Consider the following 12,025-nt stretch of genomic DNA (forward strand, 5'->3'; position numbering starts at 1 on the left):
GTCCGGTGAACTGTCCGTTCGAGCTTCGCCGGAACTGTACGTAGATGCGGGCGACTCCGCCAAACCCGGCCCGTCGCCTCGGACCGGCCGCACGGCTCCCGCGGTGCGGGGGAACGGCCCGCGGCCAATAGTGGAGGGGTGGAGCGTGGCGGACCGGGCCATGGTGGGCGCCGGGCCGTGGTGGGCACCGCGGCCCGGGTGACGGCCGCCGCCTGTATCGCCTTCTACCTGTGCCGTTACGGCCTCGACGCGGCGGTCATGGCGCTGTACGCCACCTTCACGGTGGTGGCGCTCGGTGCGCTCGCCCGGATCCCCGGATCGGGCCGGCAGCGCGCCGCCACCACGCTCTGGGCCCTCCCGGCGGGAACGGCGCTGGTCGTCCTCGGCACCCTGCTGGCCGTCCGTACCTGGGCGGCCGTCCTCGGCATGCTGGTGATCGGCTTTCTGGTCGCCTACGCAGGGAGCGCGGGCCCGCGGATCGCCGGGGCGGCGCCGGGGATGCAGCTGCTGTACATCCTGCCGTGCTTTCCGCCGTATGCACCGGACACGCTGGACCAGCGGGTTTACGGGTTTGTGCTGGGGGCGGTGCTGCTGGCCGCGGCCCAGGTGCTGATCCTGCCAGGGCCGGTCACGCCGCCGTTCCCCGCGCTGCTGGCGGATGCCGCCGAGGCGGCCGCGGCGCTGGCCGACCATCACGACGGGCCCGCCCCCGAGGGGGCGCTCGCGCGGGCCCGCACGGCCGCGGACCGGCTGCGCCCCTCCCGCGTCCCGCCCGCCGATCTGCCCGCCTCCCCCACCCGCGCCCACAAGGCCATGGCGCACGCCGCCGAGACCGTCCGTACGCTGCTGGCGCAGCTGGCGGCGCTGCACGGCGCGGCCGCGCCCCGGGGCGGGTACCACGCGGAGACGGTGGCGTTGCTGCACGGCATCGCCGCCGCCCTGCGGGAGGCGGCGCGGGCGCTGCGGGCGGGGCGGCGGCCGGGCGCCGAGCCGTCGGTGGCGGCGTTGCAGGCCGGACTCGATCCCGTGCGTACCCGTCGGGCGGTGGCCGCGCTGGAGCGGCTGGGCGCCGATGACCGGCTGGTGTTTCTGCGCCGCCGGGCGCTGGTGGTGCAGGCGGCGGACTCCGCGGTGGTGCTGGTGCTGGCGACCCGGCTGCTGCTCGGGGACCGCGGCGTCGGCCGGGATCCCGCCGGGCACGCCTTCGCGTATGCGCGGGCGCCGGCCTGGGTGCTGTGGTGGCGGCGGCTGTCCGCGCACTTCACACCGCGTTCGGTGATCTTCCAGAACGCCTGCCGCTTCGCGCTGGGCCTGGCCGCGGCGCGGGCGGTCGCCGGGGTGCTGGATCTCTCGCACGGTTTCTGGGTGCTGCTGGCGACGCTGACGCTCACCCGTACGACGAGCCTGGAGACCCGCTGGGTGGTCCGCCAGGCGCTCGTCGGCACGCTGATCGGCGCGGCGGCGGCCGGGGTGCTGCTGGCGCTGGTGGAGGAGCGCACCACGGTGTACGCGCTGGTGCTGCCGGTCGTGATGCTCGCGGCGTTCACCCTGGGTCCGCTGCGCGGCCCGGCCTGGGCGCAGGGCGGCTTCACCCTCGTCGTCGCCACCCTGTTCGCGCAGGTCGCGCCGGTGACCTGGCAGCTGGCCCCGACCCGGTTCGCCGATGTGCTCACCGGCAGTGTGATCGGCCTGGCGTGCGGGCTGCTGGCCTGGCCGCGGGGTGCGGGCAGCGAGCTGCGCCGGAGCATGGCGGGGGTGTGCACGGCGGTCGCCGATGCCGTGGGGCGGACCGCGGCGCGGGTCGTGGAGCCGGCCGCGGGTCCGGCGGACGGCGCCGGGATCGTCGCCCTCAACCGCGCCCTCGTCCTGGCCGAGGAGAGCCTGGCCCAGTATCAGAGCGAGCCGCGCGAGGAGACCGCCCGGCAGCCGGACTGGCCCGCGGTGCTGGCCGCCGGGGCGCACGCCCGGCGCGGGGAGCGGCTGCTGCCCGGCCGCCCCGGACGGATCGGCGACCGGGCGGTCGGCGGCTGGCTGCGGCGGGAGGCGGGGCGGACGGCGGAGGAGTACCGCGCCCTTGCCGAACGGCTCCGGACGGAGCGACCGGACGGTGTCCGCAGCGCACCGGCCGAGCCCGATACCTCTCAACTCCTCGACATCCGTGGACTGTTGGAGGTGGTTCCGGCTCCGCCGCCGGGCCCGGACACGGACCGCGCCGCCGCTGCCGCCCTGCTCGTCGACGCGGTCATCTGGCTGGACACGCTCACCGCCGATCTGCGCCGGATCCGTACGGAGTTGGCGGAGACGGCGGAGACGGCGCGCCGGGCGGAGCCACAAGGGCCACGGATCGCCTGACCCGCCACCGTTCAGCCGCTCGTCCCCTCCTGCGGTCCGCCGGCCAGCAGGGTGCGCAGGGTGTCGCCGGTCAGCGCGCATATCGTGTCCGGGTCGGCGCTCGCCAGCGGTTCTTTTCCGACAACCACCCGCATCAAGCCAATTCCGAGCAGCCAGGAGAGCGCCAGATCGGCCCGCAGCTCGCCGTGATCGGCGCTCGACTGGGTCGCCAGCACCTCCGCGTACTCCTCCCCCAGCCCCCGTAGCGCCTCGGCGATTTCGTCGCTGCCGCCGATGGATCGCAGACAGACCTCCAGCGAACGGTCCTTGGCGGCGCCGTCGCCGGAGCCGTCGGCGAGCATCCCGCGCAGGGCGACCTCGAAGAGGTCCTGCGGCGGGGTGGTCCGCAGCTGTTCCTGGCCGCCGCGCGCCATCACCTCTCCGAACAGGGCTTTCTTCGAGCCGAAGTAGCGGAAGAGAAGGGCCTGGTTGGCGCCGGCGCGGGCGGCGATATCGCGTACGGTGGCGCGTTCGTAGCCGCGTTCGGCGAAGAGCTGCGATGCCGCGTCGAGCAGCCGCAGCCGGGTGCCCTCCGCGTCCCGCCGGTGCCCGGCCGCCGCACCGGCGCCGCCGCCCTCGCCGTCGTCGCCGCATGCGGTCTCCCGTGCCGTCCGCCTCGTCGTCCCCATCGCCATGCTCCTTTCCGACGGCACGTCACCAGGACGGCCGTAAAACGTCGTTGACCGCCCGGGAGGGCGCGTCCTACCTTGTGTAAGCAGGTGCTTACATGAGGGAGGTCCCCATGACCACGGCCGACACAGCACCACTTTCCTACCCCTTCAATACGCCCGAGAGCCTCGACCTCGCCGAGGAGTACGCGCACGTCCGCAACCGGCCCGGCCTGGTGCGCGTACGGATGGCCTACGGCGAGCCGGCCTGGCTCGTCACCCGTTACGCCGACGCCCGGCTCGTCCTCGGCGATCCGCGCTTCAGCCGGGCCGAGAGCGCTTCGCACGACGAGCCCCGGCAGTCCGAGGGACGCCGCGACAGCGGCATTCTGGGCATGGACCCGCCCGATCACACCCGGCTGCGCTCCCTGGTCGCCCGGGCCTTCACGGTCCGTCAGGCAGAGAAACTGCGGCCGCAGGTGCGGGAGTTGACCCGCGAGCTGCTGGACGAACTGGAGGCGGCCGGGCCGCCGGCCGATCTGGTCGACCGCTATGCGCTGCCCCTTCCCGTGGCGGTGATCTGCCGCATGCTCGGCGTGCCGGCCGAGGACCGGCCGCGGTTCCGGGTGTGGAGCGATGCCGCGCTGTCGACGAGCTCGCTCACCGCGGAGGAGTTCGACACCAACCTTGAGGAACTGCGCGCCTATATGCGTCAGTTGATCGAGGATCACCGCCAAACGCCGCGCGATGATCTGATGACGGCGCTGATCGACGCCCGCGATGTCGGCGACCGGCTCTCCGAACTGGAGCTGGTCGATCTGTGCGTGGGAATCCTCGTCGCGGGCCATGAGACGACCGCCACCCAGATACCCAACTTCGTGCTCGCGCTGCTGGATCATCCGGGTGAGCTGGCCCGGCTGCGCGCGCAGCCGGAGCTGATCGGCAGCGCCGTCGAGGAGCTGCTGCGGTTCGTCCCGCTGGGCAGTGGCGCGGGCCAGGCCCGGTATGCGAAGGAGGACATCGAGGTCGGCGGCACGCTCGTACGGGCCGGGTCCCCCGTCCTGGTCGCGGTGGGCGCCGCCAACCGCGATGCGCTGCGCTTTTCCGAACCGGGAAAGCTGGACATCTCCCGGGACGGCAATCAGCACCTCGGATTCGGGCACGGGGCGCATCACTGCCTGGGCGCACCGCTGGCGCGGCTGGAGCTCCAGGAGGCGATCGGCGCGCTGATCGGCCGCTTCCCGGGGCTGCATGTGGCCGGTGACGTGGTGTGGAAGAGTGAGATGCTGGTGCGGGGCCCGCGGGTGCTGCCGGTGGGGTGGTGAGGCCGCCATGACGTGGAGAGCGGAAATCGATCCGAAGCGGTGCATGGCGTCCGGGATGTGCGCCACCATCGCACCCGAGCTGTTCGTCCTGGGTGAGCGGGTCTCGCGTCCCGTCAGCGAGGAGATCGCGGCGAACGAGACGGCGTTGGACGCGGCCGACTGCTGTCCGGCCCTGGCCATCACGGTGTACGACGAGGGGGGCGACGTCATCGGCCCCCGGCCGTAGGCGCCGCGTCGGAAGCCACCGCGCCCCACGCCGGGGACCTGCCCGGCGTGGGGCGCGCGGCATCAGCCCGCCCCGTACACCGGTTGCGGCCGCTCGGCGGCGGCCAGCAGCGCGCGGGCCGTCTCGCCGGCCTCGGCCGGGGTGCGCCGGGCGCCCTTGTCGGCGGTGGGGCCGGGCCGCCAGCCCTCCATGACGGTGATCCGGCCGCCCTCGGCCTCGAAGATGCGGCCGGTGACGCCGTCGCAGTGGGCGGAGGAGAGCCAGACGACGAGCGGGGAGACGTTCTCGGGAGCCATGGCGTCGAAGTCCCCCGCGGCGGGCGCCGCCATGGTCTCGGCGAAGGTGTGCTCGGTCATCCGGGTGCGGGCGGCCGGCGCGAGGGCGTTGACCTGGATGCCGTAGCGGCCCAGCTCCGCGGCGGCGACGAGGGTCAGGCCCACGATCCCGGCCTTGGCGGCGGAGTAGTTGCCCTGGCCGACGCTGCCGAGCAGTCCGGCGCCGGAGCTGGTGTTGACGACCCGGGCCGCAGGCGGACGGCCCGCCTTGGCCGCTGCGCGCCAGTGGGCGGCGGCGTGCTTGAGCGGCAGGAAGTGCCCGGTGAGATGGACGCGCAGGACGGCGTTCCAGTCGTCCTCGTCGAGGTTGACGAGCATCCGGTCGCGCAGGAATCCGGCGTTGTTGACGAGGGCGTCGAGGCGGCCGAAGGCGTCGAGCGCGGTGGTGACGAAGGAGGCGGCGCCGTCGGTGGTGGTGATGTCGCCGGTGTGGGCGACGGCCCGGCCGCCGAGGGCGCAGATCTCGTCGGCGACGCGCTGGGCGGGGCCGGCCGAGGAGCCGGCGCCGTCGGCTGCCACGCCGAGGTCGTTGACGACGACATGGGCGCCCTCGGCGGCCAGGGCGAGCGCATGGGCGCGCCCGAGGCCGCGCCCGGCTCCGGTGACGGCGGCGACGCGTCCGGTGCAGATCCCGGTCATCTTCCCTGCTCCTTGGGGTGGTTGACGGTGGCGGCAGCGAGGAAGGCGGGGCGTTCCCCGCCGCCGTGGACGAGGAGAGCGGCGCCGCTGAGGTAGGCGGCGCGGTCGGAGGCGAGGAAGACGCAGGCGTCGCCGATCTCGTCGGGTTCGGCGAGCCGGCCGAGCGGGACGGTGGCGCCGACGGCGGCGATGCCCGCCTCGTCCCCGTAGTGCAGGGCGGCGCGTTCGGTGCGGACCATGCCCAGGACGAGGGTGTTGACGCGGACGGTGGGGGCCCATTCGACGGCCATCGTGCGGGCGAGGCTGTCCAGGCCGGCCTTGGCGGCGCCGTAGGCGGCGGTGCCGGGAGAGGGGCGGGTGCCGCTGACGCTGCCGATCATCAGGACGGTACCGCCGTGCGATTGGGTGCGCATCACTTCGTAGGCGGCGAGGGAGGCGGTCAGCGGGGCGGTGAGGTTGAGGTCGATGACGCGGGCGTGGCATTCGGCGTCGGCCTCGCCCAGGAGGCGGTAGGGGGTGCCGCCGGCGTTGTTGACCAGGCAGTCGAGGCGGCCGTGATCGGCGGCAATGCGGGGGAGGACCTCGCGTACGGCGGTGGGGTCGCGCAGGTCGAGGGGGCGGAAGTGCGCGATGCGGCCCGCGGCCAGGACGGGGGTGTCGGGCGGGCGCCGGGCGCAGACCACCACCTCCGCGCCGGCCCGGAGGAAGGCGCGGGCGATACCGGCTCCCACGCCCCGGGTGCCGCCGGTGACCACCGCCACGCGTCCGGTCAGATCGAGCGTCACGGCCATCCGGCCCCCTCCCGCAGCGCGCGGTCCGCTGCTAACTTCGCTACCTAACAAGCGCTTGGTTGAAAGGTAGCTGATCTGCTCATGGGTGTCTCCACCTCCCGGCCGGACCAGGACCGGGGCCATGGCGCGGACCGGGGCATCGCCCAGGTCACCGTCGATTTCCCGCCGGTCAACGCCCTGCCCGTACAGGGCTGGTACGACCTCGCCGACGCCGTCCGCGCGGCCGGCCGCGACCCCGGGGTCCGCTGCGTCGTCCTGACCGCCGAGGGACGCGGATTCAATGCGGGCGTCGACATCAAGGAGATGCAGCGCGACACCGCCGCGGGCGGCCACGGCGCGCTGATCGGCGCCAACTACGGGTGTGCGGAGGCGTTCGCGGCGGTCTACGCCTGTGAGGTGCCGGTCATCGCGGCGGTGCACGGCTTCTGTCTCGGCGGCGGCATCGGCCTGGTGGGCAATGCGGACGCCGTCGTGGCGAGCGAGGACGCCGTCTTCGGGCTGCCGGAGCTGGACCGCGGCGCGCTCGGCGCAGCCACCCATCTGGCCCGGCTGGTCCCCCAGCACCTGATGCGCGCGCTCTACTACACCTCGCGCACCGCCACCGCCGCCGAACTGCACGCCCACGGCTCGGTCTGGAAGGTCGTCCCGCGCGCCGAACTCCTCGATGCAGCACTGGAGTTGGCGCGGGAGATCGCCGCGAAGGACGGCTCGCTGCTGCGTCTGGCCAAGGCCGCCCTCAACGGCATCGACCCCGTCGACGTCCACCGCAGTTACCGCTTCGAGCAGGGCTTCACCTTCGAGGCCAACCTCAGCGGGGTGGCCGACCGCGTCCGCGACACCTTCGGCACGCCGCACCGGGCAACGGAAGAAGGGGAGGTCCGGCCATGACCGACAAGACGATGACGCCCGAGGACGTCGTCTCCCGGCTCCGCAGCGGGATGACCCTCGGCATCGGTGGCTGGGGCTCGCGGCGCAAGCCGATGGCCCTGGTGCGGGCGCTGTTGCGGTCCGATATCACCGATCTGACCGTGATCGCGTACGGCGGCCCGGACGTGGGTCTGCTCGCGGCCGCCGGCCGGATCCGCAAGCTGGTCGCCGCGTTCGTGACGCTGGATTCGATCCCGCTGGAGCCGCATTTCCGCGCGGCGCGCCAGGCGGGCGCCCTGGAGCTGACGGAGGTGGACGAGGCGATGTTCATGTGGGGGCTGCACGCCGCCGCCAACCGGCTGCCGTTCCTGCCCGTCCGCGCGGGCCTGGGCTCGGACGTCATGCGGGTCAACCCCCATCTGCGTACGGTCACCTCGCCCTACGAGGACGGGGAGACCTTCGTCGCGATGCCGGCGCTGCGCATGGATGCGGCCCTGGTCCACGTCAACCGCGCCGACCGGCTGGGCAACGGCCAGTACCTGGGCCCCGATCCGTACTTCGACGATCTGTTCTGCGAGGCGGCCGATGCGGCGTATGTCTCGTGCGAGGAGATCGTGGCGGGTTTCGGGGACGCGCCGTTGCAGACGCTGCTCGTCAAACGGCATGCGGTCACCGGTGTCGTCGAGACGCCGAACGGCGCGCACTTCACCTCGTGCGTGCCCGACTACGGCCGCGACGAGGCGTTCCAGAAGCTGTATGCGACCACCCCCTGGCCGCAGTTCGCGGAGCGTTTCCTGTCCGGCGGCGACGAGAAGTCCTACCGGAGCGCCGTCCGGACCTGGCAGGAGGAGGGCCGATGACCAGTCGCGCGGAGTACTGCGTGCTCGCCTGCGCCGAGGCGTGGCGGGACGACGGCGAGGTGCTCGCCAGCCCGATGGGCCTGATCCCGTCCCTCGGGGCCCGGCTGGCCCGGCGGACCTTCTCGCCCGACCTGCTGCTGACCGACGGTGAGGCGACGCTCGTCGGGCCCGACGGTGAGCGGGAGGGCTGGCTGCCCTACCGTCAGCATCTGGCCATGGTCACCGGCGGCAGGCGGCACGTCATGATGGGCGCGAGCCAGCTCGACCGCTTCGGCAACCAGAACATCTCCTGTATCGGCGACTGGGCCACACCGGACCGGCAGCTGCTCGGGGTCCGCGGCGCGCCCGTCAACACCCTCAACAATCCGGTCAGTTACTGGGTGCCGCGGCATTCCCGGCGGGTGTTCGTCCCGAAGGTCGACATGGTCAGCGGGGTCGGCTACGACAGCGCGGCCGCGGCGGGGCCGTCCGCGACCCGCTACCACCGCATCCCGCGGGTGGTCACCGACCTCGGGGTGTTCGACTTCGAGACCCCCGACCACACGATGCGGCTCGCCTCCCTGCACCCCGGGGTGACCGTGGCGGAGGTCCGGCAGGCCACCGGTTTCGCCCTCGTCATACCCGCCGAGGTGCCCCGCACCCGCGAGCCGGGCGCGGCGGAGCTGCGCCTGATCCGCGAGGTCCTCGACCCGGACGGACGGCGCGAGGGCGAGGTGCCGTCGTGACCGGGATCGCCACCGCGCTGACCGCGCTCGCCGGGGTACGGCATCCGATCGTGCAGACCGGAATGGGCTGGGTGGCCGGGCCCCGGCTGGTCTCGGCCGCGGCACAGGCGGGCGCGCTGGGGATCCTGGCGTCGGCGACCATGACCACCGGTCAGCTGCGGGCCGCGATCGGCGAGGTGCGCTCCCGTACGGACCGGCCGTTCGGGGTCAATCTGCGGGCGGATGCGGGCGATGCGGCCGAACGCGTCGGCATCCTCGTGGCGGAGAAGGTGCGCGTCGCGTCGTTCGCGCTGGCACCCTCGCGGGAGCTGATCGCCCGGCTCAAGGACGCGGGCGTCGTCGTCATCTGCTCGGTCGGCGCCCGTCGGCACGCGGAGAAGGCCGCGGCCTGGGGCGCGGACGCGGTGATCGTCCAGGGCGGTGAGGGCGGCGGGCACACCGGGAGCGTCGCCACGACCGTGCTGCTCCCCCAGGTCGTCGACGCCGTGGACATCCCGGTCATCGCCGCGGGCGGTTTCTTCGACGGGCGGGGCCTGGTCGCCGCGCTGGCCTACGGCGCGGCCGGTATCGCGATGGGCACCCGCTTTCTGCTGACGTCGGACAGCACCGTGCCGCCGGCCGTGCAGGCCCGCTATCTGGCGGCGCAGGCCGCGGACATCACCGTCACCAGGAAGGTGGACGGGCTGCCGCACCGGATGCTGCGCAGCGAACTGGTCGAGGCGCTGGAGCGCTCCGGCCGCACCGCCGCGCTCCTCACGGCGGTGCGGCATGCCGCATCGTTCCGGAAGCTGTCCGGACTGAGCTGGGCGCAGATGGTGCGGGACGGCCTGGCGATGCGGCACGGCAAGGAGCTGACCTGGAGTCAGGTGCTGCTGGCAGCCAACACGCCGATGCTCCTGAAGGCATCGATGGTCGACGGCCGTACGGACCTCGGGGTGATGGCGTCGGGCCAGGTCGCCGGGGCGATCGAGGATCTGCCGTCGTGTGCGGAGCTGGTGGAGCGCCTCATGGCCGAGGCACGCGAGGCGCTGGGGGCACTGCCGCGCTGAGGGGGTCCGGGCCCGGTGTCTCGGAGGCGCGCGGTTCAGAGCCGCTCGATGATGGTGACATTGGCCTGGCCGCCGCCCTCGCACATCGTCTGGAGCCCGAACCGCCCTCCGATGCGCTCCAGTTCGTGCAGCAGCGTCGTCATCAGCCGCACCCCGGTCGCGCCGAGCGGGTGCCCCAGGGCGATGGCGCCGCCGTTGACATTGACCTTCTCCGGGTCGGCGCCGGTCTCCTTCAGCCACGCCAGCACCACCGGCGCAAAAGCCTCGTTGATCTCGACCAGGTCGATGTCGTCCAGCGTCATTCCGGCCTTCTTCAGCGCGTAGGCCGTGGCGGGGATCGGCGCGGACAGCATCCGGATGGGGTCCTCGGCGCGTACGGAGAGGTGGTGGATGCGGGCGCGCGGGGTCAGACCGTGTTCGGAGAGTGCCCGCTCGGAGGCGAGGAGCATCGCGGCGGCGCCGTCGGAGACCTGGGAGGAGACCGCCGCGGTCAGCCGGCCGCCCTCGACGAGGGGGGCCAGCGCGGCCATCTTCTCCAGGGAGGTGGTGCGGCGTGGGCCCTCGTCGGCGGTGACGTCGCCGTAGGGGACGATCTCCCGCGCGAAGCGGCCCTCGTCCATGGCGCGGACGGCCCGCTGATGGGAGCGCAGCGCGAACTCCTCCATCTCCCGTCGGCCGATGCCCCAGGTGGTGGCGATCAGTTCGGCGCCGTGGAACTGGTTGACGGGCGCTTCGCCGTAGCGGGCCCGCCAGCCGCCGGAGCCGGCGAACGGGCCCTCGGTCAGCCCCAGCGGCTCGGCGGCCTGCCGGCTGGCGTACGCGATCGGGACCTGCGACATGTTCTGGACGCCGCCCGCGACGACGAGATCCTGGGTGCCGGAGAGCACGCCCTGGGCGGCGAAGTGGATCGCCTGCTGCGAGGAGCCGCACTGGCGGTCGACGGTGACGCCGGGCACCTCCTCGGGCAGTCCGGCGGCCAGCCAGCAGGTGCGGGCGATGTCTCCGGCCTGCGGTCCGACGGCGTCCAGGCAGCCGAAGACGACGTCCTCGACGGCGGCGGGGTCGGCACCCGTACGGTCCATCAGGGCCGCGAGGACGTGCGCTCCGAGGTCGGCGGGGTGCACGGCGGCCAGGCCGCCGCCCTTCTTGCCCACGGGGGTGCGCAGCGCGCCGACGATATACGCCTCGGACATCACGGTCTCCTGTCATGAGTCTGCAAAGGGGCCGCCCGGTTCCGCAAGGTGCACGGGGCGGGTCTCGGGCACGCGGGAGGGGCGGACCGAGCACCCGACGTGCTGCGAGGTCTCAGGCGTGCTGCGAGCTGACCGACACCGTCTCCCCGGTCATGTACGAGGCGTAGTCGCCGGCCAGGAAGACGATGACGTTGGCGACCTCCCAGGGCTCGGCGTGGCGGCCGTACGCCTCCTTCTCGGTGAGTTGGGCCAGCAGCTCGGGGGTGGTGACCTTCACCAGATGGGGGTGCAGGGCCAGGCTCGGCGCGACCGCGTTGATCCGTACGCCGTGGGCGGCGGCCTCCAGGGCGGCGCAGCGGGTCAGGGCCATCACCCCGGCCTTGGCGGCGGCGTAGTGGGCCTGGCCGCGCTGGGCGCGCCAGCCGAGGACGGAGGCGTTGTTGACGATCACGCCGCCCTCGCCGGCGGCCTGCATCCGGCGCAGGGCGGCGCGGGTGCAGCGGAAGGTGCCGTTCAGGGTGACGTCCAGGACCCGGCCCCACTGGTCGTCGGTCATCTCGACGAGGTCGGCGGTGCCGCCGAGTCCGGCGTTGTTGACGACGATGTCGAGCCGGCCGTGACGTTCCTCGGCGAGGTCGAACAGCGCGGTGACCTGCTCTTCGTCGGTGACATCGCAGGGCAGCCCGGCGACGCGGCCGGCGCCGAACTCCCCGGCCAGGGCCTCGGTGCTCTCCTTGAGCCGACGGGCGTGGGCGTCGCCGAGGACGATGCGGGCGCCCTCCTCCAGGAAGCGGCGCGCGGTGGCGCCGCCGATGCCCGCTCCGGCGGCGGCGGTGATCACGGCGGTCCGCCCGGCGAGCAGGTCATGACCGGGGACGTAGCGGGGCGGCGGCTGGGGGGTCGTGGGGTTCATGGGCGGGCCTCCTTGCGGAAGCTCTCGGCGGCGGACGGGGCCTCGACGCTGCTCATGACGGTACGTTAATCTACCAAACACTTGTTAGGGAAGGAGGGCGGGC

At 73.6% G+C, this 12,025-nt stretch carries 12 protein-coding genes; 7 read left to right on the plus strand and 5 right to left on the minus strand.

The genetic code is table 11. The features are described 5' to 3' along the window. The first annotated feature begins 177 nt into the window (after nt 1-177). Entirely contained in the window at nt 178-2,352 is a 2,175-nt protein-coding gene (locus SNA_RS16230) for an FUSC family protein (protein ID WP_052808929.1), read from the plus strand. A gap of 11 nt (nt 2,353-2,363) precedes the next feature. Here the strand turns inward: SNA_RS16230 and SNA_RS16235 are convergent, their stop codons facing one another. Then, on the minus strand, nt 2,364-3,020 hold the full coding sequence (locus SNA_RS16235; protein WP_078969949.1) for a TetR/AcrR family transcriptional regulator: 657 nt from the start codon (nt 3,018-3,020) through the stop codon (nt 2,364-2,366). Nucleotides 3,021-3,133: 113 nt separating this feature from the next. Here SNA_RS16235 and SNA_RS16240 point away from each other — a divergent pair, with 113 nt between their 5' ends. Together SNA_RS16240 and SNA_RS16245 are read left to right on the plus strand one after the other, a co-directional pair. Then, nucleotides 3,134-4,324: a cytochrome P450 gene (locus SNA_RS16240; RefSeq protein ID WP_030071399.1), complete on the plus strand. Its 1,191-nt coding sequence runs from the start codon at nt 3,134-3,136 to the stop codon at nt 4,322-4,324. Nucleotides 4,325-4,331: 7 nt separating this feature from the next. Further along, the gene (locus SNA_RS16245) at nt 4,332-4,550 is read left to right on the plus strand and encodes a ferredoxin (protein WP_030071401.1); all 219 of its coding nucleotides are present in this window, start codon (nt 4,332-4,334) and stop codon (nt 4,548-4,550) included. A 62-nt stretch (nt 4,551-4,612) separates the two neighbouring features. Here the strand turns inward: SNA_RS16245 and SNA_RS16250 are convergent, their stop codons facing one another. Then, complete coding sequence (locus tag SNA_RS16250; protein ID WP_044365588.1) at nt 4,613-5,524, minus strand: SDR family oxidoreductase; 912 nt, start codon at nt 5,522-5,524, stop codon at nt 4,613-4,615. Then, nucleotides 5,521-6,315, minus strand: coding sequence for an SDR family oxidoreductase (locus tag SNA_RS16255; protein WP_044365590.1), 795 nt, complete (start codon nt 6,313-6,315; stop codon nt 5,521-5,523). The genes SNA_RS16250 and SNA_RS16255 overlap by 4 nt, the downstream gene beginning before the upstream one ends. Nucleotides 6,316-6,396: 81 nt before the next feature. On the opposite strand from SNA_RS16255, the gene SNA_RS16260 reads away from it, so the two are divergent. From SNA_RS16260 to SNA_RS16275, 4 genes are read left to right on the plus strand one after another with little or no spacing between them, the layout of a single operon-like run. Next, entirely contained in the window at nt 6,397-7,203 is an 807-nt protein-coding gene (locus SNA_RS16260) for an enoyl-CoA hydratase family protein (protein ID WP_030071407.1), read from the plus strand. Then, a complete protein-coding gene (locus tag SNA_RS16265) occupies nt 7,200-8,042 on the plus strand; it encodes a CoA transferase subunit A (protein ID WP_044365592.1) in 843 nt (280 codons plus the stop codon). The genes SNA_RS16260 and SNA_RS16265 overlap by 4 nt, the downstream gene beginning before the upstream one ends. Beyond that, the gene (locus SNA_RS16270) at nt 8,039-8,767 is read left to right on the plus strand and encodes a CoA-transferase subunit beta (protein WP_044365594.1); all 729 of its coding nucleotides are present in this window, start codon (nt 8,039-8,041) and stop codon (nt 8,765-8,767) included. Before SNA_RS16265 ends, SNA_RS16270 begins: the two co-directional genes overlap by 4 nt. A 5-nt stretch (nt 8,768-8,772) precedes the next feature. Next, entirely contained in the window at nt 8,773-9,816 is a 1,044-nt protein-coding gene (locus tag SNA_RS16275) for an NAD(P)H-dependent flavin oxidoreductase (protein ID WP_030071412.1), read from the plus strand. 35 nt (nt 9,817-9,851) lie between these two features. Here the strand turns inward: SNA_RS16275 and SNA_RS16280 are convergent, their stop codons facing one another. Together SNA_RS16280 and SNA_RS16285 are read right to left on the minus strand one after the other, a co-directional pair. Then, on the minus strand, nt 9,852-11,009 hold the full coding sequence (locus tag SNA_RS16280; protein ID WP_030071413.1) for an acetyl-CoA C-acetyltransferase: 1,158 nt from the start codon (nt 11,007-11,009) through the stop codon (nt 9,852-9,854). A gap of 112 nt (nt 11,010-11,121) precedes the next feature. Then, entirely contained in the window at nt 11,122-11,922 is an 801-nt protein-coding gene (locus tag SNA_RS16285) for an SDR family oxidoreductase (RefSeq protein WP_030071414.1), read from the minus strand. Between the last annotated feature and the right edge of the window lie 103 nt (nt 11,923-12,025).

This window comes from Streptomyces natalensis ATCC 27448, from assembly GCF_000935125.1.
Taxonomy (GTDB): domain Bacteria; phylum Actinomycetota; class Actinomycetes; order Streptomycetales; family Streptomycetaceae; genus Streptomyces; species Streptomyces natalensis.